Genomic DNA, 26381 nt, shown 5'->3' on the forward strand with positions numbered 1-26381 from the left:
ATTCCATCCATGAACCAATAACACAGTTGCCGGCTCGGGGCCCGGGATGACGAAGAATAAAAGGGCCGGGGTGACGAAAGAGGGGTCCAGGGTGACGATTTGGGGGCCGCGCCGATGCGGTATCGCCGTTAATTAAACACCACGGTTTTGCGGCCATTGAGCATGATCCGCCGCTCGGCATGCCATTTCACCGCACGGGCGAGGACGCTGGCTTCGGTTTCGCGCCCAATGGCCACCAGATCATCCGGCGAATGGGCATGGGTTACCCTGCGCACATCCTGTTCGATGATCGGCCCCTCATCCAGATCGGGGGTCACATAATGCGCCGTGGCACCGATAAGCTTCACCCCCAGATCATGGGCCCGATGATAAGGGCGCGCGCCTTTGAAACTGGGCAAAAAAGAATGGTGGATATTGATGCAGCGGCCATTGAGTGCGGCGCACAGATCGCTCGATAAAACCTGCATATAGCGCGCCAGCACTAAAAGCTCGGACCCGCTGTCTTCAAACAGGCGCAGCATGGCCGCTTCCTGTTTGGCCCGATGATCGGGATCGACCGGCAAATAATGAAAGGGCAGATCGTGCCATTCCACCAAAGGCCGCATGGTTTCATGATTGGAAATCACCCCCATGATCCTGATCGGCAAAGCGCCTATTTTCCAGCGATGGAGCAGATCATTCAGGCAATGCCCGGCTTTGGAAACGGCAATCATCACCGGCAGGCGTCGCTCCCACCGGCGGATCGACCAATCCAGACCGAAAGAGCGGGCAAAATCGCCAAAATCCTTGCGCAGGTCGGCCACCGATCCGCCATTGGTGAGACGGAAGTGGATGCGCACGAAAAACAGCCCGGTGCTGGCATCACCAAATTGCGCCGCATCCCGCACATCGCCCGAACGCTCATATAAAAAACCGGTAATCCGCGCCAAAATGCCGGGCTGATCGGCGCAGCGCATCTGCAGCACAAATTCATTATCCATCTGGCTTACCGGCTCCTGAAATTATGCCCAAAACATGAAGAAGGCCCTAGCCATAGCAAGGCCGGACGATCTTTTATGTGATGATAAGCTTTAATAAAAGGCCGAATATTTCACATAATTAGAAAAATACGTTATTTGGATATAAAAAACCCGCCCCCTTTGGTGGGGAGCGGGCCGGATTTTTCAAGACCTGACAGGTTTTACAAAACGCAGATCGGATCGGGATTGCCATCCGGATCGCCGGTGACAAGGCCGCCACTCGACGCCTGACCATTATTGATCAGGAAAATCCCGGCGGCATGGGGGGCCGCCATGGAGGTACCCGAAATGGTATTGAAGCCGCCATTCAGCCATGTGGAGCGGATACTGACACCCGGATCGGCACAATCCACCGGTGGATTGCCAAAATTTGAGAAGCTGGCGAAGCGATCCTGACTATCATGGGCGGAAATGGTGTAGATATTGGTCCCATTGGTGCGCGCCGGTGAGACATTATTGGCATTTTGCGATTCATTCCCCGCAGCCAAAACAAAGAAAATGCCCCGGGCCGCCGCATTGCGAATCGCATTATCAAGAGGGGCACTCGTGGGACCACCCAGGCTGAGATTGGCCACTTCGCCTGCCAAGCCCACCTGCGCCACATAATCAACGCCGGCGATGATATCAGAAAAAGACCCGGACCCCTGCGCATTCAGCACCCGAACGGAAACCACAGTGGCCCCCGCCGCCACGCCAACCACACCAAAACCATTATTGATGGCGGCGATGGTTCCGGCCACATGGGTACCATGGCCATTTTGATCATTGGCTGAACTGCTGCCGGGCACAAAGCTGCGATTGAGCGATGTGGCAACATTCAGATCAGGGTGATCAAGATCGATCCCGGTATCGATGACAAAGGCATATTTTCCCAGATTGGTGCCATCGGCTGGCCCCCCGACACGGGTGATCCCCCAAGGCGTGGATTGCATGCGGCTTTCCACTTCATCAGACGAAACACCCTCGATCTGCGCAGACACAAAGGCAACGCCATCATGATCATAATAATCCACCGATGGATCCGCCGACATGCGTTCCGCCATAGAAGCCGGCATCTGGGCCGAAAAGCCCTTGATGGAATGCTTATAGATATAACCAACCTTCACACCGGCACGCGCCGCCATGGATCGGGCCAAACCCTCCACCCGATTGGCGGGAACTTCATCCTTGAAAACAAAGATATAGTTGTCTTTTACCTTTTCCTGCAAGGCCACAGGAATACCGAATTGCGGCGCTTTCTGCTCTTGTTGAGCCATGGCTGCACCTGTCGTCAAGGCAGCAGCCAACAGAGTAGCGATCGTTTTCGTTCTGATCATCAAACACTCCCATATATTGTTTTTCGTGGGAGAATATTTGATCCACTTTTTCTCGCTTTAGGATAATCACATTATCGTTATAATAGATTTTTTTGAAATAAATACAGCTATTAAGAGATTTTAATGGCCATCATATTTTTATTAAAATACTGAATTTGAATATTAAAATACAAAATTTCATAAATATAAACTTCACCACACCAATGCAAACAACACACGTTTTTTCGCAATGATAATCTACAAAACACAATCAATAGATGTTTCTTCATCGCACGGATGATAGCAGGATTCAGGGTTTGACTTTTATATTTTAGTACTCTAAAAAATAAAGTACTAAAATATAATCACGACAGCGAGGAGACCTCTCATGACCACATCCGAAAAACTGAGCGATGATCTTGCCTATGTCCGCACCGCCATCAATCGGCAGCGCAAGATGCTGTGCGATGCCCTGCCTTTTTGGGCAGCGGTCTCTATCGCGATATTTCTTGTTCTTCTGGCCGTCCTCTCTGATCTGGATCGGGCCGGCATTCTTAGCGAGCAGATCACGGACATTTTCGCTCTGGCGGGTGGGACTGCCATCGTGATCATGTTGCTGTTTCAGGAAAGAAAGGTTCGTGCTCAGCGGCAGGCGACGGGGGCGACATCCTCGCCACTGGATCGGGCGCAACGCCGCAAGTTCTTTTATCAGGCAGCAACCTTTCTCATTGCCACACTGATCTTCTCTCTGATGGCCGATCATTCTGGTCTCGACCCTGAAATCGCCGCTCATTATCAGATCATTCTCATGGCGGCCTGTCTGGTCCTGATCGGGCTCAATGGGCTCAATATCATGCTCTGGTTCGGAGTTGGGCTGGCGCTTGGCGGGCTCGGCACCTTTTATTTCGACATCGAATGGTCGAAAACCGTGCTTGCCAGTTCAAGTGCTCTTGGCATCTTGATCGGCACTGCGCTTGATCGGCGCGCCCTCACCCGCAGGATATAAGCCATGCCAAATGAGCCCTTGGCCGAAGATGACCTTAGTCGCCAATTCGCAAATCTTGACCGGCTGCTGGAACATCGCAGCAGACTGGCGATCTGCGTGCTGCTGTCTCGCGAACCCACACTTTCTTTTGCACGTTTCAAAGCGCTTCTAGAGGAAAGCGATGGCAATCTTGGCGCCCATTTACGGCGGCTTGAGCAGGAGAAGCTGATTGATGTGGATAAATCATTCAGCAATCGCAAGCCCCTCAGCCTCTATCGCCTGACTGAAGTCGGACATAACCGCCTTGCCAAGCATCTCGATGCCCTTGAAGCCTTGATTGCAAACCGTCTTCAATCGCCTCCATGATCATCTTGAAGATCAGGCCCCTCATCCCCTCGCAGCGCATTTTTCGCACCCCGGGGCGCTTCGGGGGGATTACACTCTGGCCCTGTCATGATGATCATACTGCATCCGTGCCAAAAGGCTTTTGGCGGTTTCCCCGGCAAAAGACCCATGATCGCGCATTTCAAGCAAAAGCCCCGCCTGCTCGGCCAGGTTCACAAGCCGTTCAAGCTGAGCCTCATCGAGCTTTTCAAAGGCAGCACGCAATCTCAGCAAATATAAAGACAATGTATCAGGCTGAAGATTGAGTTTGGAGTTGGATTTAGGATCAGGCATGAAATCTTCTTTGCAACACTATCAACAGCTGCAAAAGAACATGCAAAAATGTCCAACTCCATTCCCCAAACGGGCAATGGCAAGCTCCAATCCCAAGCCTTATAATTGCAAGAACTACAATGAATTAAGGTGATTGGCTTCAGGATGTCGACCCTTAGGATCAGCCTTCAAAAAACGATGAATTCATGTATCACCGCCCAAGCGTTTCATCAGTTGAAAGATCTGATTGCGCATATCTTCATCTTTGATCGCATAAAATCCTTGCACCAATTGAATGGTTTCCCGCTTACCGATCTGGCGCATATCAAAGCTATCATTCGGGCTGGGGGGAATCAGTCTTTCCGACAGATCTTCGCTCATATCTTCAAAGAAGAAGGAAATAGAAACACCAAGAACCTGACTGATCTTGTATAAATTGCTTGAGCCGATCCGGTTCAAGCCACGCTCGTATTTCTGCACCTGCTGAAATGTCAGATCCAGTGCCTGAGCCAGTTTTTCCTGGCTCATACCCAAAAGCGTTCTGCGCAATCGCACCCTTGAGCCGACATGCACATCAATGGGGTTTGGTCCACGAACCACATTTCTCTCCGTCATAATTTGAAATTCTTCGCCGAGAGCCGATCCCCATCAGCGGCCCGTGATGATCTGGTTTCATAAACTATTTGGCTTTAACGGGAAAGAAAAGTCTTTTAGCGGCTTCTTTCTGTTTTTATAAAAAGATTAACTTTTCTAATGACTTGCATATCATGCCCCCATACAGATAATACAACCTATCCTTTAGGATAGCATCATACACCAACCGCATTCCAAGCGTTTATCTACACGCATCGCCCTCATAGTCCATCCGGGTCAAAGACTCTCGACCATAATCAATCATAGCCTTTGATGTGGTGATACTGCACATTTCCACAAGTAATTCATGTGCTTTTTTCTTATCCAAAGGCACAGCGTTTCCGGCCGCATAAAGCCGTGCCAGCGCGATCATGGCACGCGGCGATCCTTTCGCCGCCTCCATTTCCAAAATCTTCAGATTAGCCTCTTGCCCCTGAAGCCCTTCAAGATCACTCAGCTTTTGGCGGGCCAGTTCATGGCCAGCGTTCGCCGCCTTTTCATACCAGCCTTTCGCTGCCTCCTGATCGGGGGCCGTGCCATAGCCGCTTTCCAGCATCCGGCCCAAACGAAAGGCCGCTTCGGCGTCGCCATTTTCCGCCAATGGCAGGAAAATCGCATGGGCCTGCTCATAATCCTGCAAAGAAAAGGCGGCAATCCCATCGCCCAATGTTTGGGCATGAAGCGTTTCACCAAACGCCCCCATCAGGATCAATCCGCCCAAAGCCAGCGCAGATGCCTTCATTTTCAAAGAGTAAATCTTGCGTTTCATGGCGTTATCGTTTGTGATGCGCGGGATGAAGGGTGCATTACACTCATAATTTCAGTTAAAGGAAAGCTAAATCCTGCGTTGTGCGGATGATGGCTCTTTTTTCGATCTCGGCCTGGCAGACAAAAGAAAGGCGAAAACAAGATCATGTGGCAAAGCTGGAAACAGATGAAATTATGGAAGCAGATCATGATCGCTTTCAGCCTTGCGATTCTGATCGGCAGCCTTTTAAAAGCTGCGGGCCTCAAAGACATTGCCATCGCCATGCAGCCCTTGGGCCTTGTTTTCGTCAATGCTATCAAAATGTTGATGGTCCCGATCATTTTCACCACCATTATTTCCGGCGTCACCTCTTTGGCCGATAGCCAAAAGCTGGGCCGGATGGGGATCAAGACCTTCGGATTTTATATGCTCACCACCGCCTTTGCGGTGTTTATCGGGCTTTTGATAGGGGGGCTGATCTCACCGGGTGTGGGAATCTCACTGCCCGATGCCGCATCCGGTGGGGCAGGTGCCCCCGATCCCGATGCCGCCATGAGCATCCGTGATCTGCTGGTGGGTCTGGTGCCTGCCAATCCCATCGCCTCGATGGCCGAGGGCAATGTATTGCAGATCATCGTTTTTGCCCTTTTGATCGGGCTATCCATCAATCTGGCGGGAAAAAAAGGCGCCATTGTGCGTCAGTTCTTCGATTCAGCAACCGAAGTGGTGTTTAAGCTGGTGCATATCATCATGGCCCTGGCGCCATTCGGCATTTTTGCCCTGATTATCTGGGTGATCGGGGCTTTGCCGGTGAATGAGCTATTTTCCCTGATCTGGATCGTGGTGGCGCTCTATCTCGCCTGTCTCACCCAGATCATTCTGGTTTATGGTGGCCTGCTCACATTGGTGGCGCGATTGGCCCCGCTGAAATTTTTTCGCGGCATCATCGATGCACAGGCGGTGGCTTTTTCCACGGCCACCAGCGCAGGCACCCTGCCCGTCACCATGAGCAATGTTGAAGACAATCTGGGCGTTTCCAAAAAAATCACCAGCTTCGTGCTGCCTTTGGGGGCCACCATGAACATGGATGGAACCGCCATTTATATGGGCATTGCGGCGATGTTCACGGCCCAGGCCATCGGTATCGATCTCACCGGGGCGCAATATGCCACAATCATCATCACTGGCACTTTGGCCTCGATCGGGGCGGCCAGCATCCCCAGCGCCGGATTGATTTTAATGCCCGTGGTTTTGGGATCGGTGGGGCTGCCTTTGGGGGCCATCATCCTTTTTTTCCCCATTGATCGGCTGATGGATATGATGCGCACCCTCACCAATGTCACCGGTGATGCCACGATTGCGGTTCTGGTGGCGAAATCGGAAAATGAGCTGGATGAAGCCAGCTACAATGCCGATCCCATCGAATAGGACTCAATCAGCATGAAAATTGCAAGCTTCAATATTAATGGGGTAAAGGCGCGCCTGCCCCGGCTTCTGGAATGGCTGGAGGGGTGCAAGGCCGATGTGGTGTGCCTGCAGGAACTGAAATCCCTCGACGAAAATTTCCCGAGACTGGAGTTTGAGGATCGGGGCTGGCATCTGGAACTCCATGGGCAAAAAGGGTTCAATGGGGTGGCTTTATTGTCGCGCGCGCCCCTGCATGATGTTCGGCGTGGCCTACCCGGCATGGAAGACGACCCCCAGGCCCGCTATATCGAAGGCCGCCATGATGGGGTGCTGGTTGCCTCGATCTATCTGCCCAATGGCAATCCGGCCCCCGGCCCTAAATATGATTACAAGCTGGATTTCATGGAGCATCTGCGCTGCCATGCGGCCGGGCTTATAGCAAGCGAACAGCCCGTGGTGCTGGCCGGGGATTATAATGTCATCCCTGAAAATTCCGATTGCTACGATCCCCGCGCCTGGGAGGGGGATGCGCTTTTTCTGCCGCAAACACGCGCCGCTTATAACCGCATCGTGCATCAGGGCTGGACAGATGCCATCCGCCTTCATCATCCCGGCACGGATTGCTTCACCTTTTGGGATTATCAGCGCGGATCATGGGAAAAAGATCATGGCATCCGGATCGATCATTGCCTGCTTTCCCCCGCCGCCGCCGATAGGCTTTCCGATGCAGGCATCGACCGCATGGAACGGGGCAGGGAAAAAGCCAGCGATCATGTGCCGGTATGGATCGTACTGTCCTGAAGATGGATCCGGCTCAGAGGCCGAAATGACGAAAGAAAAAAAGCCCGGGATGACGAAAAGAGTTCGGGCCCCGTTCAGCGATCAAGGGAAAAGGGCGTAAAATTCGTGTCGTCATCATAGAAATCTTCATGCTCGGCACGCTTCAACCAGCCCACGATTTTATAGGTTACGGGGGTGAGCAGGATTTCCCAACCCAGCTTCAAAGCGAAATTGGAAAGCATGATGGTCAAAACCAGATCGGTCGGCCATATCCCCAAAAAAGCGATGGGATAGAAAATCAGGCTGTCGATCCCTTGGCCCACCACCGTAGAGCCAATGGTGCGCGACCAGAGATGCTTGCCTTTGGTGATGATTTTCATCCGCGCCATCACAAAGGCATTGGCAAATTCACCCAGCCAGAAAGCTGTGATCGAGGCAAAAACAATGCGCGGCGTTTGCCCGAAAATCTGTTCATAAGACCCCTGCCCCAGCCAGCCCTGGGCGGGCGGCAGCGCCACCACCACCCAGCTCATGCCCGCCATGAAAATAATCGCGGCAAAGCCTGCCCACACCACCCGGCGGGTGCGGGCATAGCCATAAACTTCGGTGAGCACATCGCCCAATACATAAGACAGGGGGAAAAACAGCACCCCCGCGCCAAATTCAAAGCCGCCAATATCGGCAATTTTCGCCGCCCCGATCAGATTGGAGCATATGAGAATCGCCACAAAGGCCGCCATCGCAAAATCATAATAGCGATAGACCCTTGGTTGGCCTATTTGAGGCTGGCCCCCTTGGGACTGATCCACGCGCGGCTGGCCCATAATGTGAGCATCCTTCATCGATTGATTTGGCACTGATCAGTGCGCCCCTGCCATGATGTTGCCTGTAATCTGATCCATCATGGCGCAAAGTTGCTCGGGCTGATGTGCGCCATTCACCGCTATTTTGCCATCAAAAATAAAGCTGGGCACGCCGGTAATTCCCATCTCACGCGCCTGATTGCATTCGCGTGCCACCGCGCTTTGATCGCGTCCGCTTTCCAAAAGCCCGGCCACCAGATCGGCATCCATCCCATTTTTCCGGGCGATGGCAATCAATTCATCATGATTTGAAACATCCTTGCCCAAAAAGAAATAAGCGGCGAACAAATCCTCGACCACCCCATCCTGACAGCCCGCCGATCCCGCCCATCTGATCAGACAATGGGCATCCAGCGTATTGGGGGCGCGGGTGATCTTATCAAAGGCAAAATCCAGCCCTTCGCTTCGGCCTTCTTTGGCGATATGCCCGAAAATCTCATGCGCCCGGTCTTTCGAGCCGAATTTCTGAGCCAGCAGCGTTGCTTTATCCATACCTTCAGGGGGCAGATCAGGATGAAGCTGATAGGCCCGCCATGTGATTTCAACCGCATAATCGGGCCGCATCGACAGGGCCTTTTCCAGCCTGCGCTTGCCGATCAGGCACCAAGGGCAAACAACATCAGAGATAATATCGATTTTCATCGCGAATGGCCTTTCTTAATCATGATACGATTACAATCAGCCCTGCGGATTGGATGTGCCGGGAAAGCGGGTTTTGATCACATCCGCCAAAGCGTGGGCCGGCACAGGGGGGGAGCATAAATAGCCCTGATACAGATCGCAGCCTTCTTCATAAAGCCGCACCAGTTGATCGCGGGTTTCCACCCCTTCGGCCAGAACGCTCATATTCAGGGTTTTGGCCATCATGATGATCGCCCGTAAAAAGGCGCGATCTTCTTTTGCATTTCCCATGATAAAGGTTTTATCGATTTTCAGTTCATCGATGGGCAGCGCCTTCAAATAGCTGAGAGAGGAATAGCCGGTCCCGAAATCATCCAGCGCCAGCTTTACCCCCAAAGCCTTGAGCGCATCGATCACCTGCGGGCCATTGCCATTTTCGTCGATGATGGATCGCTCGGTGATTTCAAGGGTCAGGCGCTGTGGGGCCATGCCTTCCCTCACCAAAGCCTGACGCACATGCGCCACCAGATCACGCCCCGATAGACCCGTGAACATATCCGCCGAAACATTCACCGAAAGCTGCAAAGGCGGCAGGCCATGGCGCTCCATCCTGCAGATTTCAGCAATGGCCGATTGAATGGCCCAGCAGCCCAGTTCAGCGGTAATCCCTGCCTCTTCGGCAATGGCGATGAAGCTTTCCGGGCTCATCAGCCCCAGATCGGGATGATGCCAGCGCACCAGCGCTTCCACCCCCACAACATCGCCGGTGCGCACGCTCGCCTGTGGCTGAAAATACATTTCCAGTTCATTCCCGGCGATGGCTTCACGCAGGCGGTTTTCAGTTTCCATCGTGCGGGCTTCATTCGCGGCCAGTTGCGGCGTGCAGAAAACAACCGAATTGCCAGCGATGCGCTTGGCCATGCGCACCGCTGAATGGGCCGCGCTCAGCAGATCCCCCGCCTGATCAGCATCCTTTGGCGCCATCGCCACACCGGCACTGGCCGATAGATAAACCGAGCGTTCAGCAATTTTGATTGGCACGGAAATCTGCCGCAAAATGGCTTCCACCTTTTGTAAATTGATCGATTTATCCACATCGCCGGGCAGGAGAACGGCGAATTCCTTATCGCTCAATTGCCCAAGGATAGGTACCGGGATAGCCGCCGGGATGGCCTTGCCCTTGGCCGAGCTATGAGAATCATCATGAACCATGATATTGGCCAGAGATTGCCGCACACGCAGCAAACAGGCTTGTAACAAAGCATGGCTTTGATCGCTGCCATATTGGCTGATCACCCGCTTGAACCGATCAAGATCAAAGATCACAAGGCACAGGCTGCGTTCATCCGTGGCCTGGCTCACGGCTTTGGCAATGGCCTGGCGAAAGGCATGCCCCCCCCCCAAAGCCTTGATCCCCAGATCATTTGTATCGGCGGCATCCTCTATGAGGCGCAGATCAAAAGACGATCCCGCGTCAATCGAAGGCGTTTCATCATGAAGTGCCAACCGCGTGGGAATATGTCGAGAATTGCGCCGCATAAGGGCGAATCTTATGCGGGATTCAATCATGGATGGCCGAATTTCGCTAGCCAGAATATCATCTATGGGCGCATCACATGCCGCCTGCATCAAGGCATCAGATATCTTCCCATCATGGCTTTGGGCAAGGCCAATGATCACCCCCCCCAAAGCCCGGCAGTGATCGGCACAGCCTGCCAAAATCTCTGGCATCGAAACATCGGATTGATCAAAAATTTCGAGATCGATAAAAACCACTGGCCCACCAAGGGCATGCGACCGTTTATCCGACAGGATTTCCGCAAGACGGGAAGGCTCAAATGTCAAAGGATCGATGACAAAGCTTTTAATACCAGCAGATTGCAATAAACCTTGCCACTGATCACCATCATCATGGGTAATCAGAGCACAGACCAATTTTTGTGTGATCCTTTTAGACGTAACCGTCTCCCGCATATGCGCATTGCCATTTTGTTAAAACTAAACTGCATCTTGCTGCGGCACAAGCATCTGACCATCCCATCCTATCTTTTGGTAGGTCAGACACATTATCATTGGACCCAATCTTTACAGATTTTTGATGGATAGGTGATTAGACTGAAATAAGATTGCAAGGATGAAGCGGATGAAGATTGCCACCACCGCCCTCAGCGGGCTTCTCGCCAATCAGCAGCGGATCAATAATGCCGCGCAGAATATCGTCAATGTTCAATCAGCAGGAACAGCGGAAACGGTCTTTCGGCCCCAGCGCGTTCTGACCACAAGCGCCCCCAATGGCGGCGGGGTGATCACCCAGACCCAGCCCATTGATCCGGCATCCTTCAGCGCCTTTCAGCCTGATCTTTCCAGCGCCGATGCCAATGGCTTCACCCAAATGCCCAATGTGTCGCTGATCAATGAGATCGTGGAATTGAAATCGGCCGAAATCGGCTATAAGGCCAGCCTGAAGCTTTTGGAAACCGCCGATGAACTGGCCCAGCAGCTTTTGGATCGGGATCGCTAAATTTGAGCGATCATGGCGGTGGGGGCTGAAAAATCAGCCATAATCCTTTAAAAGCCTTTGTTTCTGGCGATCCCAATCACGCTGCTTGATATCCTCGCGCTTGTCATGGGCTTTTTTACCCCGCGCCAAACCCAGCAGAATTTTCGCCCGCCCCCGATCATTGAAATAAATCTTCAGGGGAACAAGGGTCATCCCCGCTCTTTGGATGGCCCCGGCGATCTTGTTGATTTCTTTTCGGTGCAACAGCAATTTTCGCGGCCTGCGCGGCTCGTGATTATGGATATTCCCGTGGGAAAATTCATCGATATGGGCATTGATCAGCCATATCTCGCCATTTTTTTCCTCGGCATAGGATTCAGCGATATTGGCCGTGCCCTTGCGCAGGGCCTTCACTTCGGTCCCCTTCAAGGCAATACCGGCTTCATAGGTATCTTCGACCGCATAATTATAGCGGGCCTTGCGATTTTCCGAGACCATGCGGCCATTGAGATCTTGTTTTACCATTACCATGCTGTAGGCTGAAAAGCCCCGTTACAAAAGCCCCTATCCTGATTGATCAGCGCAAACCGGCCTTTTCCATGGCTGATTGCACGGTCTTTTTCCCCTGATCCGACAAAGGCGCCAAAGGCAGGCGCAGATCGGGAGCACACAGCCCCAAAAGATGCGCCGCATATTTCACCGGAGCCGGGCTGGTTTCGCAAAACATCGCCCGATGCAGATCGATCAACTGATCCTGCACTTCCAGGGCTTGCTCATAATCCTTATTGAAGGTGGCCGCCTGCAGCCGGGCGCACAGAGCGGGGGCGATATTGGATGTGACCGAAATACAGCCGACCCCGCCCATGGCATTAAAGCCCACAGCCGTTGCATCCTCACCCGAAAGCTGGGCAAAACCTGGTTCCACAAGCAGGCGCAAACGGGCCACCCGGGCCAGATCGCTGGTCGCATCCTTCACCCCGGCTATGCGCGGCAAATGCGCCAGTTCAGCCATGGTTTCAACCGACATATCCGCCGCCGACCGGCCCGGAATATTATAAATGATGATCGGCAGATCACAGGCATCATGCACCGCCCTATAGTGCAGGATCATCCCTTGCTGGCTGGGTTTATTATAATAGGGAACGACCACGAGCAGGGCATCGGCTCCGGCTTTTTGCGCCATCTGCGCGCGTTCGATGGTGAGCGCGGTTGAATTTGCCCCCACACCGGCCACCACCGGCACCCGGCCATTGGCGATCTCGACTGCCGCCGTGATCACGGCGCGCTGCTCATCAGGGCTAAGCGTGGGTGCTTCGCCGGTGGTGCCACAGGGCACAAGCCCCAAAGTGCCCTGCCCGATCTGCCATTCACACAGGGATTTGAAGGCATCAAGATCAACCGCCTCATTTTTAAAGGGCGTTATCAGCGCTGTCATCGACCCGGTGAACATTCAATTCGTCTCCCTGAAACAAGGCAGCCCCAAAATTTCTGGCGCGCCCGCACTCTTTAATCATTCCCCGTCCTTTTGGATCAACGCAAAGGAACAGGCTAGCAAAGCCCTGATCGGACGTGATCGTTCATCTGATCGAAATCAGATCAGACTGGACCTTATGATGCGCCGCGCGTAAGCTTTAGTGGAATGGTAAACGCAGCCACATGACCTTTTTTTAAAAGCCCGTCAATCATTCGGACTGTAAAATCATCTGCCATGCCTCAAATGACAAGGTCGCCATTGCCCGTCTTTCTCATGATCGCCCTTTTGGCGTCAATCGTCTTTATGAGCGGCTTAGGGGGCGGCACTCTAAGGCTGGTCGCCCCATCTTATGCCAAAACCAGCACCCCCATTCCGCGCCTGAAACCCGAGCTGCCCAGCGATTTTCTGCGCAGCGACGAGGGGAAAGCCTATCGCACCGCCCTTGATGAAGCCGCCCGGGGGCAATTGCAGGCCGCTTTGCAGGCCCTGCCGGATCGGACAAGCGCGGTGGAACGCGATGTGATCAAATGGATCGCTTTCACCAAAGGGGGCAGCGGACATTTCGAGCAATTACGCGCTTTTCATGCACAACACCCCCATTGGCCCCTGTCGGCGACGATAACCCGATCCATCGAGGCCGCGATCACATCTGAAACCAAAGATGCTGCCATCCTTCAATGGTTTGCCAAAAATCCGCCCCAAACGGGGGATGGACATCTGCATTATGCGCAAGCCCTGATGCGCGATGGCCAGCAGGATAAAGCCATTGATCATCTGCGCGCGGGCTGGCGCAGCGCCGGGCTTTCCAGTCCGCAGGAACGGCGGATCATGGATCGCTATGGGGATTTTCTGACGACCGAAGACCATATGGCCCGGGTTGATTATCTGCTGTGGCAAAGGGCCCGGCAGCAGGCCATGCGGATGGTGCAGTCCCTGCCCAAGGATTATCAGGCACTGGCCAAAGCCCGCAATGCGCTGATGGCTTTTGCCCATAATGTGGATCGCGCGGTGGCGGCTGTTCCCGATGATCTGCAATCCAATGCCGGGCTGGTTTATGATCGGGCCTATTGGCGGCGCATCAAGGGTAAGAATGACAGCGCTGAAAGCCTGCTTTTGGAAACCGCCGTCAATGGCCGGGATATTCTTCGCCCCGAACGCTGGTGGCGGGAACGGCATTATCAGGCCCGCAAAGCCCTGCGCGAAGGCCGAATCGATGCGGCTTATCGCCTGGCCGCCGACCATGCCATGCTCGATGGTTTGCGCCCTGATGAACACGAGGCGGAGCCGGAGGAAATAAATACCGATCCGGCCTCCGATCTGACCACCGAATTGCCGCGCAATACCCGTGCCCAGATTGCCGAAGCCGAATGGCTGGCGGGATGGATTGCCCTGCGCTTTCAATCCCGCCCGGCGCAGGCTCTGGCGCATTTCCAAGCCATGCTCAGCGTGGTGAATTTTCCGGTGAGCCTTGCCCGTGGCGCCTATTGGACGGCGCGCGCGGCTGAAGATTTGAATGATCCCGCCCTTGCCCGCCGCTGGTATGAGGAAGCCGCCCGCTATCCCACGGTTTTTTATGGCCAGCTTGCCCTTGATCATTTAGGCGGCGATATGCTGATGCTCGATCGCCAGACCAAGATCATCGATGAGGCCACAAGGCAGGCTTTTGAAGCCCAGGATCTGGTGAAGGCCGCCCGCTTTCTGGCCAGAATGGGGGAAGAACGATCCCTGGCTCATTTCGTGCGCCAATTGGTGGAAAATGCCCCCACCCCCGATCAGGCGCGGATGGCGGCCAGCCTAGCCATTGATTTCGACCGTCCGCAAATCGGGGTGATTGCCGCGAAAACATCTGTTCGTGATGGCGATCTGATCATCGAACATGGCTATCCCCTGATCGATATGACCAAGGGATTAGGCCAAAGCCAAAGCCTGATTTTATCCATCGCCCGTCAGGAAAGCCAATTCGACCCCAAAGCGGTCAGCCATGTGGGGGCCCTGGGCCTGATGCAGTTGATGCCCGCCACGGCCAATCGTTTGGCCCGACAATTACAGCGCCCCTATTCGCGGGAGCGTTTGTTGAATGATCCTGCCTTCAATCTGGAATTGGGCCACAGATATTTCAATCAGTTGCTCAGGCGTTATGATGGGGCCCCCATGCTGGCGCTGGCCGCCTATAATGCAGGTTCAGGGCCGGTGGATCGCTGGATCAAAGATTATGGCGACCCGCGCAGAATCACTGCCGATCCCATCGATTGGATTGAAATGATCCCCTATGGCGAAACCCGCAATTATGTGCAGCGGGTTTTAGAAGCCGCACCGATTTATTCCATTCGGCTCGGCGCTTTCAAAGATGCCTCATTGAGCCAATTCATCCACAAAGGGCGTGAACTCGATATCACATCTTTGCTGCCAACACCCAAGCCAGAGATTGAAAGCACGCCGCAAGCAGCCCCCTTGGGCTTTGGTGCCCGGCAATCCCCCGGCGGCGACTGAGGGCATAAAAAGACGGCCCCATCAGGAGCCGTCCTTTTTGTATTGATGACTGAATAGGTCGCTTTAGTTTCTATCGTCGTCGTTACGATCATCATCGTCATTTTTGTCATCACGATCATTCCGGCGCCCGCGATCATCATCCCGGCCGCGCTCTTCCCCGCGATCACTGCGCTCGTCGTCATCGTCATCAAAGGCCTTCACTTCATCAAGGGTGATGATGCCATCGCCATCGGCATCAAGACGATCAAACATCCCCGAGCTGCGGGCTGAAAGTTCGGATGCGATCAACAGCCCATCATCATCGCCATCTTGACGGTCGAAAATTTTCGCTTCGCGTCGGGCCCGGCGCTCTGCCCGCAAAGCCGCCAGATGCGCTTGAAATTCTTCAAGGCTGACCGCCCCATCATCATCAAGATCAGCGGCATCAAAGCGGCTGGCCTGATAGGCTTCAAGCTCGAAACGATCAACCGTGCCGCTTTGATCGCTATCAAGCTTTTCAAACAAGCCCAAAACATGACCACCGGAATGATGGCGGCCATGATCTTTTGCTTGCGCCATGCCTGCCATGCCGCCCATCACAAGAAGCCCCGCAAGGGCAGAAAATCCAAATGTTCTTTTTTTCATAGCGCCAATCCTTTCAAGCTTAGGCAAAAAACCTTCATCACGCTTTGCGCGTCTTCAGATAAAACAGGAAATATGGCCGAATTATGATGCCTAAAATGCCCCCGAATCCGACCCCCAACAGATTGACCTGAAAATCCGCAAAGGCCATATCGCGGCCCACCAAGGGCTGGATGATTTCGATCCCGGCACCAAAAAGGGCAGCCAGAATGAAATAAAGCAGCCGCCTGCTGAGAGGCCGCGATGACATCCCCAAAGCCAAAGCCAGCAAAAAATAGGCCGCAAAATGCTGAAGCTTATCAGAAATATTCAAATCCAGGCCATTGCTGATGGGATAAAGCGAGCCAAACAGGATGTTCAGCCCGATCAAAATCACCACCAATCGCCGCAAAAAGCGCCAGAATTCAATGGGCATAAGGCCCATGTCCTGAACTATTCCAGTGTGCTGAAACATTACGGCCCATATTTCAGTTCCCGCCCCCGGATGGGGTTTTGGCATCCGATCCGGTGATAAAGCCATGAATATCGCGCATGAATTTTTGCCGCGAGGGTTCATGCAGATACATCATGTGCCCGGCTTCATAATAGGTGTAGTGGATGCGATCTGGCACAAGGCCCATTTCCGACAGGGCATTTTCCGCCCCGAAAAAGGGTGTGGCGAAATCGAAATAGCCCGATGTCACCAATATCCGCAGATCCTTGTTATAACGCATGGCACTGCCAAGCTGGGGCACCACATTGATAAAGCGCCCGCCATTGGGGGCATCGCCATCCGGTGACCAATCCCATTTGCGAAAGGCATCGGGGCTGGAGGCAAAATAAGGCCGATCCATAAGGATATTGAGATCATCATGAAAGTAGCTATTGATCGCCGCCACATAGGCATGGCTGATCCCCGCGGCCGCTGGATCGGTTTCATAAAATTCACCCACCGCATCGGGTTCGGTGGCCAGATAGCGGCTATCGAGCCTGCCCACCACATCGCGATCATCGCGCTTTAATTCCTTGAAAAAGCGCCGCACATGAATGCGCATATTGGCCTGATCCAGCCATGTTTTTGAAAGCCCGGTATAGCGATGCAGGCGTTCGATGATCCGCTGGCGTTCGGCATCGGGCAGCCGCGTGCCGGCAATCAGGGCGGTGGCATAATCCGTGCGCGCGAAATCGCGCACCTCATCCAAAAAGGCTTCCAGATTTGCTGGCTTTTCCGGCAATTGTTCATGATACCATGCGGTGGCCGCATAGCTGGGCAAAAAGCTGACATAAGACATGATATTGCCCTGATTGAAGCGGCTGTTCTGATAATGCAGCACCGCCGAAATCAGCATCACCCCATTCACGCCCATCTGATAGCGCCGCCCGCCAAGGGCATCGAGCAACGGCCCCATGCGCAGGGTGCCATAGCTTTCACCGGCAATATAAATGGGCGAATTCCAGCGCCCGTTCTCAGTCACCCATTGATGGATGAAGGCGGCGATGGACTCCGCATCCTGGGTCACTCCATAGAAATCGGCGTTTTTCTTCTCGCCCAAAGCACGGCTATAGCCGGTGCCCACGGGATCGATGAACACCATATCCGAAACATCCAAAATCGTATCGGGATTATCGACCATGGGATAAGGCGGCGCGCCATCATCCTTCGCATCGCTGGGCACCACCACACGCTTTGGCCCGAAAGCCCCCATATGCAGCCAAAGGGAGGCCGAACCCGGCCCGCCATTGAATAAAAAGGTGATCGGGCGGGGTTTTTGATTGGCCTCGGCTTTCTTCACATAGGCCACATTGAAAAAAGCCGCTGTTGGCTTCCCCTCATCATCGCGGATATAGGTGTCCCCGGCGATCACCCGATAATCGATCCGCTGACCATTGAACCGGCCGCTATGTTCGGTAACAAACTGCACCGGCGGTGGAATGATGGCGGGCGATTTTGCCTCGTCGCTGGCGATGGCGTGGCTTGTGTGGAAAAGCCAGATGGCGATGATCAGAATTTTTTTCACGGGCTTTGCCCCCTTTTGCAAATGCGGTCTGTGCAGCATAGTGCCAATAAGCTTTATACGACAAGGGCCGGGCGATCCTGCGCAGGGATCGCCCACCTTCCCTTCACAGCTTTTGGCCTTCACAGCTTTAGGAAAGTATCTCGATCATGAACGTGGCACAGGATATCATCGGCATTGCCCATATCATCCAACTGGCGGTTGCCCCTGTTTTTTTGCTGGCCGGGATCGGGGCCATCCTCAATGTGATGACCCAAAGGCTGGCGCGGGTGGTTGATCGCGCCCGGGCCCTTGAAGCCGGCTATGAAACCATGCTGGCCGATCAAAAGCAGCGCACCCATCTTGAATTACGCACATTGGATAAACGCATGCAGGTGGTGCAAGGCGCCATCAGCCTGTGCACCATATCGGCTTTGTTTGTGTGTCTGGTGGTGATGGTGCTGTTCATTGCCGATCTGATGAACAAGGATTTCGCCCAACCGGTGGCGGTTTTGTTCATTCTGGCGATGAGCACCCTGACCATCGGGCTGATCCTGCTTTTGGTCGAAATTTCATTGGCCACCAAGGCGATCCGAATCCGGCGCGATATTCTGCGTCCGCCCTCGGCCTGAAACCGCCCCTTAAGCCATCAGGGCATCGAGCTTTTCCCGCATGGCCGCATCTTTGGGGGCATTGGGCAAGGGGGGGATCACCAATGTGGAAACGGGCGAGAGGGCCGCATCGGGCAAGGCGGATAAAGCCAGCCGATCCGCCCGCACCGGCATCAGGGCAAGGGTTGCGGCTTCATAAATGATCACCTCATGATCAGGCCCATAGCCATCGGCTATCAGCTTTTCAACCAGCAGGTTCAGTCGCACAGGATCGCTTTCAAAGCGGGTGAGGCTGGTTTCGCCGGTCAGCCCCACCTGCCATAAAATCAGCAGGGCATAGGGATTGAGATGCTGGCGATACAGCAGATAATGCGTTGCCTCATAACACTGGCTGCCCAGGCTGCCGGGATCAAGGCCCAGATCGGCATAAAGGCAGGCATCGGCTGATATGCCCGGCTCCATCCGCGCTTCATAGCCTTCGGCCCGGGCGGCTTCGATCGCCCAATGGGGCACGCAGGCAAAAATGCCGGGATGGCCATAGGCGGCAATGCACACCCGCTGCCCCGCCCGCACTGCGGCCATCACCCGCTCCACCATTTCGCGATAGCTATCGGGGCGAAAGCGGCCCACGGCATAGCTCGATTGCAGACTTTCCAGATGCGGGCTGAGCTGTTCCAGCCATTTTTCGGCAATGCCATCAACCAGGCTGAAAACCTTTTCCGCCCGCATGATTTCGGTTTTGGCAATGGGGCTGATCTGCGCCCCCAGCATCATCCCGGTTCCCACAGCCACAAGGCTGCCCGTTTTTCTGGTCATAAAATCTCCGCGCCTGGATATGATGGCATTGATGGGCCAGCCTGTATGTGAGGCAAAATCTCAGGCCGCATCGGCTTCATAGCGGGTTTGATCGCGGCCCGCCGATTTGGCGCTATAAAGGCATTGATCAGCGCGGATGAGCACTGTATCGAAGCTTTCATCCCGATCCTGCCTGATCGCAATGCCAAAGCTTGCGGTGATGGTAAAATGATGGCCCAATTCGCTGGTATCGATAGCACGAATGGCAAGGCGGCAGGCTTCGGCCACAGCAAGGCTATCGCCCAGATCGGCCGAAAGCAGGCAAATGCCAAATTCTTCACCGCCCAGACGGCCAAAAAGATCCTGCCTGCGGATCACCGTGCGGCAGGCCGCAACCACCTTTTTCAAAACCCAATCGCCCGCGGCATGGCCATAGCTGTCATTGATCGTTTTGAAATGATCGAGATCGAATAAAATCAGCCCCAAATCCGCCTGTGATGTGGCGGCCTCCCGCATCAGCCCCTCGGCCGAGCGGGAAAAATGCTCGCGATTGGCGATCCCGGTCATCCCATCTGTTTGCGATAAAAGAAGAAAACGCTGACGCTGCCGCATAACATAAAAAAGCCAGCCCGAAAGCCCGATCAGAACGACAAAACCCATCAGCAATAAAAGCCGCATATTGTCAGCATTTTGTTCCTGTAGCTGCTGGGAAAGCTTGAACAGATCATTTTCCTGATTCAGAATCTGAAGCCGCCGCTCCTTATCTTGTACCTCATAAAGATTCTGGTAATAGGCCATGGCCATAGCCGCGCGATCATCGGCCAGAAGCTGGCTGGTCTCCAGATGGATTTTGAGCATGGCAAGCGATGCGGGCAAATCGCCGCGACGTTCATGGATATCCGCAAGGGTTTTGCTCGCTTGCCGCACAAGCGGGTTGATGGCGCTTTCTGTGGCAAGGCTGAAAGCCTCTTCGCCCGCCTCCAGCCCCTTATCAAGATCACCTGCGCGCAGATAAGCTTCCGCCAAAACCGATTTCAGTTCGGTAATATGATAAGCATAACCCACCTCTTTGGCATCGGGCAAAGCCGCTAGGGCAATGGCGATGGCTTCATCCGCATCGCCTGCATCAAGGGCCAGTGCTGCCAGATTGGCGCGGGCGGAATTAACGATCAGCTTATTGCCAATGTCCGAACAAAAGGCTTCGGCATCCCTCAACCAATCCAGCGCCGCATCCCTGTTCCCTGCACTGCGTTCGGTGATCCCCAGTTCCACAAGGGCAAAGCATTCTGATCGTGAAAACGCATTTTCCCGAGCCAATTTCAACATCTGCAGGCCTTGCGTTAAGGATTGTTCATAGGCCCCAGCATCCCGAAAGGCGACGATCGCCGGATGCATGAAGCCGGCTTTCAGGCTGATATCTGTAATCCCCTGCACAAGCGCCAAATTCTGCTGAATTTTGGCAAACATGCGGTCATATTCGCCCAAGGCATTGAAGATTGTGGATTGAATGGAATTGGACAGAGCCAGCGAATTGACCGACAGGTCTTCCGCCGATACATCCTCAAGCAATGTCAGGGCTTTGCCATATTGCCCGTGAATCACCAATAATTTTGCCTGAAGGATTTGCAGCCGATAGCGCTGTTGATTGGAAAGACGATCGGAAAGAGAGGCAATCCTTTGCAGGATCGCCTCTCCCCGATTGGGATCGGTGCTGACCAGTTCATTGGCTTCGCGCAACATCTGATCGATGTCAGTCGTCTCAGCCAACGCCATGGATATGCACGACAATAAAATTGCCGCAACACAGCCAGACATCAAAAATCTCAATCTGCACCGCCCCCCTGCTGATGACAGCTTTTATTTGATCTCATCATTTCCATGCGGAGGCACATGAACATTCAAATAGACATGCTCCACGCCCAATGTTTTCTTGATCCCCTCCACATCGGCTGTGCGGATCATCTTACACTCTGCATCCGTAAGACCAAAATTTTTCATCACCCCATCAGGATCAGCCACATAGCTATCCCTAAAAGCGGAATCTTCCCCCAATTTCGTCATGAATTCCAGAAGTTTCGACATGTCTTTCCTTCCCAATAAATAATTTACTTAGAAACAGGGCTATCTGCCCCCCTCGTGGAAACAACCCACTAGAGAAACAAACAATGCGCACAAACTCTTACGCTTTTATTAAATTGCAGCGATAGTTATTTATTCTATCAAAACGCGCATTCCTCATCTCTGGAGTTTGCCTCTTCCAAAGCGGAAATGTCGCCATTCATGATCAAAGAATCGCACTTGTTAAAGACAGGGGATCGGAGAGATCGGGGGGATTGGGGGATGCGGGATCGGGGGAGCGCGCCATTTTATCGGGCATCAGCCGCTCCATCACAGGGATGTCAAAATTTGAAGACTATGTGCGTTTCAAAAGCATAAGGGAAAATATGGCAAGGCCCCAAAACGCATAAGGGAGGCCGCAGCCTCCCTTAAGTGGTTCAGATGAAAAATTCGGCTCAATCAGGCGAGCTGAAGATTCACGGCAGATGTGCGGCCGCGGCGATCTTCTTCAAGGTCATAGGTGACCTGCTGATTATCATCCAGGCCGGAAAGACCTGCGCGCTCAACGGCAGAAATATGGACGAAAACGTCCTTGCCGCCTGTTTCAGGCTGAATGAAACCGAAACCTTTGGTGGAATTGAACCACTTAACCGTACCTTTAGCCATTGTCGTGTCCTTTTCACGCGATGTCTCAGAAGTCGGTAGCGTCGTAATCGCGCGAAACCAAAATCAGATCAGTCGCAGGTTGTTCGACGTGTCCAGCCGGGACATCCCGACCGCCTGTTTCCTGCTTGTTGATATGCCAAAACACGCCAGCCAGCATATCGCAGATAAATCCAAAGCCGCATCAGCAACTTTGAATGTGCTTAAACATACTCTACTTTTTTGATGAATCAAAGCCTCTTTGATAGGCTTCAGGCCACAGATCTGATTTTTTGGCCTCAAGCCTGATTTTTGGGCCGCCAAGCTGGCAAAAAAGCCCGTGATGACACAAAAAATCTGTAATGGGAAAAATTGGTAGCGGAGGAGGGATTTGAACCCCCGACACGCGGATTATGATTCCGCTGCTCTAACCAACTGAGCTACTCCGCCCCGGAAATGCCTGGCCGATAGAGCTGACCCTACATGGCCCCATGGCAGCCGATTGATCCATGGCCAGCCAAGGCGCGCTCATATAGGAAAGTTCCGCTGTCTTCGTCAAGACTTTTACACCGCCAAGAATGAGCAAAATTCAAAACCGCCCGATTTCATGGAACGCCCGCCCTCGCCCGTCACCGGGGGCGTGCCCCCGGTGACCAGGCCTTTAGCGATAGAAAAAGCCCGGAATAACAATGCGCGGTGCATGATAAAGCGTGCGGCGTTCATGACGGCGATTATCATGGCGGCGATTATCATAGCGATCATGAGCGCGATCACGCTGATAAGGGCTCACCCCATGAAAGCGGCGATCATCATGGCGACCATAGGCTTTTTTCTTGTGGCGATAGGCTTTCTTTTGATGACGATAAGCCTTCTTTTGGTGGCTATAAGCTTTTTTCTGATGACCATAGGCCCGCTTGTGCCCCACTTGATCGCGATGATGGCCTGCAAGCTGCACACCAGTTGAAACAGAAGCCGCATGATTATAATGGCCCTTATTTTGCTGAGCCGGTTCCGCAGCCGCCGTTTGGGCCATGCCCAACATTGGCCCCAATATCGGCAAGGATAAAGCCGCCGCCAAAGCAACACCAAGAATGGATGGGTTCAACATATCCGGTCTCCTTTCAGGGTTTCGTCTCACTGATCCAATCGCAGGGCCAGAATGCCATGGCCGCACTGAACCGGTTCTGAAGGCGGCGGTTATCTGGCGTTCATGTGGGTGAAGATAACACCCGTGCGGCGCTTCTTTATCTTGCGCTGGGCAAAGGGCGCTTTTATAACCTCGTTTTTAATGACCCAAGCATCCAAGCCTCCGCATCCGCCTTATCTTCGGGCGATGATTGATCCGCCCGGCGGTGATCCTTTCCCCTATCGCCATTTATTGGGAATCGAAGGGCTTCAGCCCGAACAGATCCAGCATCTGCTCGATGTGGCGGAAAGCTATGCGGTGTCACAGCGCCAGCGTCAGGCGCAGGGGGCCCTGCTCAAGGGGCTGACCCAGATCAACCTGTTTTTCGAATCCTCGACCCGCACTTTGATGTCCTTTGAAATCGCGGGGAAAAGGCTGGGGATGGATACGGTCTCTTTTTCGGTGGGGGCCTCATCCATCACCAAAGGGGAAACCCTTCTCGATACCGCCCAAACGCTGAATGCCATGCGGCCCGATGTGCTGGTGGTGCGCCATGCCCAATCCGGCGCGGTTTCGCTGCTGTCGCAAAAGGTGAATTGCGCGGTGATCAATGCGGGCGATGGCCGCCATGAACATCCCACCCAGGCCCTGCTCGATGCCCTGACCATCCGCCGTCGCAAGGGCCGCCTGCATGATCTGACTATCGCCATCTGCGGAGACGTGGCCCATTCCCGTGTTGCCCGATCCAATATCCATCTGCTCAATGCCATGGGGGCGCGGGTGCGGGTTGTGGCCCCCCCCACCCTTTTACCCCGGGCCTGCGATCGATTGGGGGTTGAGGTTCACACCCATATGAATGAGGGCCTGAAAAATTGCGATGTGGTGATGATGCTGCGCCTGCAAAAAGAGCGGATGCAGGGCGCCTTCGTTCCCAGCGAGCGGGAGTTTTTCCGCTTTTATGGCCTGACGCCCGAAAAGCTGGCCGTAGCCTCTCCCGATGTTCTGGTGATGCATCCCGGACCGATGAACCGAGGGGTGGAGATTGCCACCTCGGTCGCCGATGATCTGCAACATTCCGCCATCGAAGAACAGGTGGAAATGGGGGTGGCGGTGCGGATGGGGTGCATGGATGTGCTGACCCGCCATATGCGACAAGAGGAAGGAAAGGCCTGATGCAAACGGCCTATCTCAATGCCCGGCTGATCGATCCGGCAAGCGGCCTTGATGTGCAAGGCGGGCTTTTGGTGGATGATGGCCTGATCCAAAGCCTGGGCGCCGAGATCACCACAGCCCCCGATGGCTATGAAACGATTGATTGCAAGGGCCATGTGCTCGCCCCCGGGCTGATCGATCTGTGCAGTTTTCGCGCCGATAGTGCTGCTGCGGCAGCGGGCGGCATCACCACGGTGGTTCTGATGCCCGATCAATCCCCCCCCCATGATGATGCGGCGATGATCGCCACCAATGCCCGCCCCTATCCAAAAAAGGGCGAGGGCGTGCGGATTTTGCCCATCGGCGCGGCCACACAAGGCTTGCGCGGTGAGGCGATGGCGGAAATCGGGCTGATGGCTGATGCCGGGGCCGTGGGCTTTTCCAATGGCCGCCGGGCTTTGGGGGATAGCGCGATCATGCGCCGGCTTTTGGAATATAGCGCCCTGTTTGACCGGATGATCCTGCATCATGCCGAAGATCCGGGGCTGGCGGCCAATGGCATGATGAATGAAGGCGAAACCGCCACGAGGCTCGGCTTGCAGGGCATTCCTGTAGAGGCTGAAGTGATGATGATCGAGCGTGACGCGCGGCTGGTGGATATCAGCGGCGGCCGCCTTCATCATCTCCAGATTTCAACGGCGGAAAGCCTTGAGGCCATCCAGCGCAATCGGGCGCAAGGGCGGCGGATGAGCTGCGGCACGTCTCCGCAATATTTCCTGCTCAATGAACTGGCCGTCACCGATTATCGGACCTTTGCCAAGATGTCGCCCCCCTTGCGATCCGAAAATGATCGGGCGGCGATGGTCGCGGGCCTTAAAGCCGGGCTGATCGATGTCATCTGTTCGGGCCATGATCCCCATGATCAGGAAAGCAAGCGCCTGCCCTTTGCTGAAGCCGCTTTCGGCATGGTGGGCTATCAAACCCTGCTGCCTTTAAGCCTGATGCTTTATCATGCCTATGATCTGCCGCTGATCCATGTTCTGGCGATGCTGAGCTATCATCCGGCTAAGCTTTTAGGCCTGCCGGGCGGGCGCTTGGCCCCCGGCGCACCAGCCGATCTGGTGCTGTTTGATCTTGATAAGCCCTGGCGCATCGATCCCGGCGATTTTTTATCCGATACCCAAAACACCCCTTTTGAAGGCCAGCCGGTCGAGGGTAAGGTTTTACGCACCATCGTTGGCGGCCATGATGTTTTTGTGGAAGGAACCCCATGACAGAGCTTTCAATCGCGGCCATCGGCGTGGTGCTTTTGGGCTATCTGCTGGGATCGGTGCCTTTCGGGCTGTTGCTTTCAAAAGCAGCGGGCCTGGGCGATATCCGCAAGATCGGTTCGGGCAATATCGGGGCCACCAATGTTTTGCGCACCGGGAACAAGCCCATCGCCCTTGCCACGCTTTTGCTTGATGGCGGGAAGGCCGCAGCGGCGTTTTTAATCGCTCAGGCGATCAGCCCCGAAGCGGCGCCATTGGCCGGAGCGGCGGCTTTTCTGGGACATCTTTATCCGGTTTTTCTGGGCTTCAAGGGCGGCAAGGGGGTGGCAAGCTTTGGCGGCCTGCTGTTGGCCATGGCCTGGCCGGTGGGGCTTTTGTGGGCGGCAAGCTGGCTGATCTTATTGGCAGTGTTTCGGATGTCGTCTTTGGCCGGGCTTTTATCGGCGGCTTTAACGCCGCTTTTTGCCTGGGCCTTTGCCACACCCCAGATCACCATTTTCTGCGGCGCTTTGGCCATTGCCATCTTTTTCAAACATTCCGCCAATATCGGGCGCATATTAAACGGCACGGAACCGCGCATCGGCCGCCCCAAAAACGAAAAATAGCGCCCCTCTCGCACGATTTTATTCCCCCTTCATCGCCTTTTGATTGACCTGATCG

General features: G+C 54.2%; 28 protein-coding genes and 1 tRNA gene. 10 read left to right on the plus strand and 19 right to left on the minus strand.

Going from position 1 to position 26381, the window contains the following annotated elements:
• Nucleotides 1–128 precede the first annotated feature (128 nt).
• A complete protein-coding gene (purU, locus tag AQ1_RS08695) occupies nt 129–980 on the minus strand; it encodes a formyltetrahydrofolate deformylase (RefSeq protein WP_042086367.1) in 852 nt (283 codons plus the stop codon).
• Nucleotides 981–1180: 200 nt separating this feature from the next.
• On the minus strand, nt 1181–2335 hold the full coding sequence (locus AQ1_RS08700) for a S8 family serine peptidase (protein ID WP_081837220.1): 1155 nt from the start codon (nt 2333–2335) through the stop codon (nt 1181–1183).
• 367 nt (nt 2336–2702) lie between these two features.
• Here AQ1_RS08700 and AQ1_RS08705 point away from each other — a divergent pair, with 367 nt between their 5' ends.
• On the plus strand, nt 2703–3320 hold the full coding sequence (locus AQ1_RS08705; RefSeq protein WP_042086369.1) for a hypothetical protein: 618 nt from the start codon (nt 2703–2705) through the stop codon (nt 3318–3320).
• Nucleotides 3321–3323: 3 nt separating this feature from the next.
• Nucleotides 3324–3665 (plus strand): transcriptional regulator, encoded by a 342-nt coding sequence (locus AQ1_RS08710; protein WP_042086370.1) that lies wholly within the window; start codon nt 3324–3326, stop codon nt 3663–3665.
• Between the two features lie 69 nt (nt 3666–3734).
• On the opposite strand, the gene AQ1_RS08715 is transcribed toward AQ1_RS08710, so the two are convergent.
• The 3 genes from AQ1_RS08715 to AQ1_RS14530 all read right to left on the minus strand — a co-directional run bounded on the left by AQ1_RS08715 (nt 3735) and on the right by AQ1_RS14530 (nt 5358).
• Entirely contained in the window at nt 3735–3977 is a 243-nt protein-coding gene (locus tag AQ1_RS08715) for a hypothetical protein (protein WP_042086371.1), read from the minus strand.
• Nucleotides 3978–4160: 183 nt separating this feature from the next.
• Nucleotides 4161–4571: a helix-turn-helix domain-containing protein gene (locus AQ1_RS08720; protein ID WP_042086373.1), complete on the minus strand. Its 411-nt coding sequence runs from the start codon at nt 4569–4571 to the stop codon at nt 4161–4163.
• A gap of 220 nt (nt 4572–4791) precedes the next feature.
• Nucleotides 4792–5358 carry a tetratricopeptide repeat protein gene (locus tag AQ1_RS14530; protein ID WP_081837211.1) on the minus strand — a complete coding sequence of 189 codons (567 nt, stop codon included), beginning with the start codon at nt 5356–5358 and terminating at the stop codon, nt 4792–4794.
• 165 nt (nt 5359–5523) lie between these two features.
• Here AQ1_RS14530 and AQ1_RS08730 point away from each other — a divergent pair, with 165 nt between their 5' ends.
• Both AQ1_RS08730 and AQ1_RS08735 read left to right on the plus strand, forming a co-directional pair.
• Nucleotides 5524–6765: a dicarboxylate/amino acid:cation symporter gene (locus AQ1_RS08730; RefSeq protein WP_081837212.1), complete on the plus strand. Its 1242-nt coding sequence runs from the start codon at nt 5524–5526 to the stop codon at nt 6763–6765.
• Between the two features lie 12 nt (nt 6766–6777).
• Nucleotides 6778–7545, plus strand: a complete 768-nt coding sequence (locus AQ1_RS08735) for an exodeoxyribonuclease III (RefSeq protein ID WP_042086377.1) — start codon at nt 6778–6780, stop codon at nt 7543–7545.
• Between the two features lie 74 nt (nt 7546–7619).
• Here AQ1_RS08735 and AQ1_RS08740 read toward each other — a convergent pair whose 3' ends face one another.
• The 3 genes from AQ1_RS08740 to AQ1_RS14535 are packed head-to-tail and all read right to left on the minus strand — an operon-like array spanning nt 7620 to nt 10943.
• Nucleotides 7620–8348 carry a queuosine precursor transporter gene (locus AQ1_RS08740; protein ID WP_152550411.1) on the minus strand — a complete coding sequence of 243 codons (729 nt, stop codon included), beginning with the start codon at nt 8346–8348 and terminating at the stop codon, nt 7620–7622.
• A 36-nt stretch (nt 8349–8384) separates the two neighbouring features.
• Complete coding sequence (locus tag AQ1_RS08745) at nt 8385–9029, minus strand: DsbA family oxidoreductase (protein ID WP_042086381.1); 645 nt, start codon at nt 9027–9029, stop codon at nt 8385–8387.
• Nucleotides 9030–9065: 36 nt separating this feature from the next.
• On the minus strand, nt 9066–10943 hold the full coding sequence (locus AQ1_RS14535; protein WP_052371142.1) for an EAL domain-containing protein: 1878 nt from the start codon (nt 10941–10943) through the stop codon (nt 9066–9068).
• Between the two features lie 208 nt (nt 10944–11151).
• On the opposite strand from AQ1_RS14535, the gene AQ1_RS14540 reads away from it, so the two are divergent.
• Complete coding sequence (locus AQ1_RS14540) at nt 11152–11529, plus strand: flagellar basal body rod protein FlgC (RefSeq protein WP_161760520.1); 378 nt, start codon at nt 11152–11154, stop codon at nt 11527–11529.
• Between the two features lie 33 nt (nt 11530–11562).
• Here AQ1_RS14540 and smpB read toward each other — a convergent pair whose 3' ends face one another.
• A complete protein-coding gene (smpB, locus tag AQ1_RS08760) occupies nt 11563–12033 on the minus strand; it encodes an SsrA-binding protein SmpB (protein ID WP_042086384.1) in 471 nt (156 codons plus the stop codon).
• A gap of 52 nt (nt 12034–12085) precedes the next feature.
• A complete protein-coding gene (gene dapA, locus AQ1_RS08765) occupies nt 12086–12958 on the minus strand; it encodes a 4-hydroxy-tetrahydrodipicolinate synthase (RefSeq protein WP_042086386.1) in 873 nt (290 codons plus the stop codon).
• 282 nt (nt 12959–13240) lie between these two features.
• On the opposite strand from dapA, the gene AQ1_RS08770 reads away from it, so the two are divergent.
• Nucleotides 13241–15472 (plus strand): lytic transglycosylase domain-containing protein, encoded by a 2232-nt coding sequence (locus tag AQ1_RS08770; protein WP_161760522.1) that lies wholly within the window; start codon nt 13241–13243, stop codon nt 15470–15472.
• Between the two features lie 63 nt (nt 15473–15535).
• Here AQ1_RS08770 and AQ1_RS14545 read toward each other — a convergent pair whose 3' ends face one another.
• The 3 genes from AQ1_RS14545 to AQ1_RS08785 are packed head-to-tail and all read right to left on the minus strand — an operon-like array spanning nt 15536 to nt 18090.
• The gene (locus AQ1_RS14545; protein WP_052371145.1) at nt 15536–16096 is read right to left on the minus strand and encodes an EF-hand domain-containing protein; all 561 of its coding nucleotides are present in this window, start codon (nt 16094–16096) and stop codon (nt 15536–15538) included.
• Between the two features lie 37 nt (nt 16097–16133).
• Nucleotides 16134–16508 (minus strand): VanZ family protein, encoded by a 375-nt coding sequence (locus AQ1_RS08780; protein ID WP_150007355.1) that lies wholly within the window; start codon nt 16506–16508, stop codon nt 16134–16136.
• Nucleotides 16509–16560: 52 nt separating this feature from the next.
• Nucleotides 16561–18090 carry a S10 family peptidase gene (locus tag AQ1_RS08785; RefSeq protein ID WP_042086426.1) on the minus strand — a complete coding sequence of 510 codons (1530 nt, stop codon included), beginning with the start codon at nt 18088–18090 and terminating at the stop codon, nt 16561–16563.
• Nucleotides 18091–18236: 146 nt separating this feature from the next.
• Here AQ1_RS08785 and AQ1_RS08790 point away from each other — a divergent pair, with 146 nt between their 5' ends.
• Nucleotides 18237–18698 carry a DUF2721 domain-containing protein gene (locus AQ1_RS08790; protein WP_042086390.1) on the plus strand — a complete coding sequence of 154 codons (462 nt, stop codon included), beginning with the start codon at nt 18237–18239 and terminating at the stop codon, nt 18696–18698.
• Between the two features lie 9 nt (nt 18699–18707).
• Here the strand turns inward: AQ1_RS08790 and AQ1_RS08795 are convergent, their stop codons facing one another.
• The 6 genes from AQ1_RS08795 to AQ1_RS08820 form a co-directional block, all read right to left on the minus strand.
• Nucleotides 18708–19493 (minus strand): SAM-dependent methyltransferase, encoded by a 786-nt coding sequence (locus AQ1_RS08795; RefSeq protein WP_042086392.1) that lies wholly within the window; start codon nt 19491–19493, stop codon nt 18708–18710.
• A gap of 60 nt (nt 19494–19553) precedes the next feature.
• Nucleotides 19554–21287, minus strand: coding sequence for a GGDEF domain-containing protein (locus AQ1_RS14550; protein ID WP_081837216.1), 1734 nt, complete (start codon nt 21285–21287; stop codon nt 19554–19556).
• Between the two features lie 42 nt (nt 21288–21329).
• The gene (locus AQ1_RS08805) at nt 21330–21554 is read right to left on the minus strand and encodes a hypothetical protein (protein ID WP_042086394.1); all 225 of its coding nucleotides are present in this window, start codon (nt 21552–21554) and stop codon (nt 21330–21332) included.
• Between the two features lie 435 nt (nt 21555–21989).
• Nucleotides 21990–22196, minus strand: coding sequence for a cold-shock protein (locus AQ1_RS08810; RefSeq protein WP_042086396.1), 207 nt, complete (start codon nt 22194–22196; stop codon nt 21990–21992).
• A 349-nt stretch (nt 22197–22545) separates the two neighbouring features.
• Nucleotides 22546–22622 (minus strand) — tRNA-Met (locus AQ1_RS08815).
• A 211-nt stretch (nt 22623–22833) separates the two neighbouring features.
• Nucleotides 22834–23280: a hypothetical protein gene (locus tag AQ1_RS08820; protein WP_042086398.1), complete on the minus strand. Its 447-nt coding sequence runs from the start codon at nt 23278–23280 to the stop codon at nt 22834–22836.
• 225 nt (nt 23281–23505) lie between these two features.
• Between AQ1_RS08820 and AQ1_RS08825 the strand changes: the two genes are divergently transcribed.
• The 3 genes from AQ1_RS08825 to plsY are packed head-to-tail and all read left to right on the plus strand — an operon-like array spanning nt 23506 to nt 26326.
• Complete coding sequence (locus AQ1_RS08825) at nt 23506–24471, plus strand: aspartate carbamoyltransferase catalytic subunit (protein WP_042086399.1); 966 nt, start codon at nt 23506–23508, stop codon at nt 24469–24471.
• A complete protein-coding gene (pyrC, locus tag AQ1_RS08830) occupies nt 24471–25724 on the plus strand; it encodes a dihydroorotase (protein WP_042086400.1) in 1254 nt (417 codons plus the stop codon). The genes AQ1_RS08825 and pyrC overlap by 1 nt, the downstream gene beginning before the upstream one ends.
• The gene (gene plsY, locus AQ1_RS08835) at nt 25721–26326 is read left to right on the plus strand and encodes a glycerol-3-phosphate 1-O-acyltransferase PlsY (RefSeq protein ID WP_042086402.1); all 606 of its coding nucleotides are present in this window, start codon (nt 25721–25723) and stop codon (nt 26324–26326) included. Before pyrC ends, plsY begins: the two co-directional genes overlap by 4 nt.
• Nucleotides 26327–26381: the final 55 nt, after the last annotated feature.

The sequence above is a fragment of the Iodidimonas nitroreducens genome (genome assembly GCA_000710935.1).
Classification (GTDB): domain Bacteria; phylum Pseudomonadota; class Alphaproteobacteria; order Sphingomonadales; family Rhodothalassiaceae; genus Iodidimonas; species Iodidimonas nitroreducens.

Bases quoted from the DNA above. Each gene is read 5' to 3' on its own strand.
- purU (WP_042086367.1), bottom strand. From the start codon at position 980: ATGGATAATGAATTTGTGCTGCAGATGCGCTGCGCCGATCAGCCCGGC.
- AQ1_RS08700 (WP_081837220.1), bottom strand. From the start codon at position 2,335: ATGATCAGAACGAAAACGATCGCTACTCTGTTGGCTGCTGCCTTGACG.
- AQ1_RS08705 (WP_042086369.1), top strand. From the start codon at position 2,703: ATGACCACATCCGAAAAACTGAGCGATGATCTTGCCTATGTCCGCACC.
- AQ1_RS08710 (WP_042086370.1), top strand. From the start codon at position 3,324: ATGCCAAATGAGCCCTTGGCCGAAGATGACCTTAGTCGCCAATTCGCA.
- AQ1_RS08715 (WP_042086371.1), bottom strand. From the start codon at position 3,977: ATGCCTGATCCTAAATCCAACTCCAAACTCAATCTTCAGCCTGATACA.
- AQ1_RS08720 (WP_042086373.1), bottom strand. From the start codon at position 4,571: ATGACGGAGAGAAATGTGGTTCGTGGACCAAACCCCATTGATGTGCAT.
- AQ1_RS14530 (WP_081837211.1), bottom strand. From the start codon at position 5,358: ATGAAACGCAAGATTTACTCTTTGAAAATGAAGGCATCTGCGCTGGCT.
- AQ1_RS08730 (WP_081837212.1), top strand. From the start codon at position 5,524: ATGAAATTATGGAAGCAGATCATGATCGCTTTCAGCCTTGCGATTCTG.
- AQ1_RS08735 (WP_042086377.1), top strand. From the start codon at position 6,778: ATGAAAATTGCAAGCTTCAATATTAATGGGGTAAAGGCGCGCCTGCCC.
- AQ1_RS08740 (WP_152550411.1), bottom strand. From the start codon at position 8,348: ATGGGCCAGCCGCGCGTGGATCAGTCCCAAGGGGGCCAGCCTCAAATA.
- AQ1_RS08745 (WP_042086381.1), bottom strand. From the start codon at position 9,029: ATGAAAATCGATATTATCTCTGATGTTGTTTGCCCTTGGTGCCTGATC.
- AQ1_RS14540 (WP_161760520.1), top strand. From the start codon at position 11,152: ATGAAGATTGCCACCACCGCCCTCAGCGGGCTTCTCGCCAATCAGCAG.
- smpB (WP_042086384.1), bottom strand. From the start codon at position 12,033: ATGGTAAAACAAGATCTCAATGGCCGCATGGTCTCGGAAAATCGCAAG.
- dapA (WP_042086386.1), bottom strand. From the start codon at position 12,958: ATGTTCACCGGGTCGATGACAGCGCTGATAACGCCCTTTAAAAATGAG.
- AQ1_RS14545 (WP_052371145.1), bottom strand. From the start codon at position 16,096: ATGAAAAAAAGAACATTTGGATTTTCTGCCCTTGCGGGGCTTCTTGTG.
- AQ1_RS08780 (WP_150007355.1), bottom strand. From the start codon at position 16,508: ATGCCCATTGAATTCTGGCGCTTTTTGCGGCGATTGGTGGTGATTTTG.
- AQ1_RS08790 (WP_042086390.1), top strand. From the start codon at position 18,237: ATGAACGTGGCACAGGATATCATCGGCATTGCCCATATCATCCAACTG.
- AQ1_RS08795 (WP_042086392.1), bottom strand. From the start codon at position 19,493: ATGACCAGAAAAACGGGCAGCCTTGTGGCTGTGGGAACCGGGATGATG.
- AQ1_RS14550 (WP_081837216.1), bottom strand. From the start codon at position 21,287: ATGTCTGGCTGTGTTGCGGCAATTTTATTGTCGTGCATATCCATGGCG.
- AQ1_RS08805 (WP_042086394.1), bottom strand. From the start codon at position 21,554: ATGTCGAAACTTCTGGAATTCATGACGAAATTGGGGGAAGATTCCGCT.
- AQ1_RS08810 (WP_042086396.1), bottom strand. From the start codon at position 22,196: ATGGCTAAAGGTACGGTTAAGTGGTTCAATTCCACCAAAGGTTTCGGT.
- AQ1_RS08820 (WP_042086398.1), bottom strand. From the start codon at position 23,280: ATGTTGAACCCATCCATTCTTGGTGTTGCTTTGGCGGCGGCTTTATCC.
- AQ1_RS08825 (WP_042086399.1), top strand. From the start codon at position 23,506: ATGATTGATCCGCCCGGCGGTGATCCTTTCCCCTATCGCCATTTATTG.
- pyrC (WP_042086400.1), top strand. From the start codon at position 24,471: ATGCAAACGGCCTATCTCAATGCCCGGCTGATCGATCCGGCAAGCGGC.
- plsY (WP_042086402.1), top strand. From the start codon at position 25,721: ATGACAGAGCTTTCAATCGCGGCCATCGGCGTGGTGCTTTTGGGCTAT.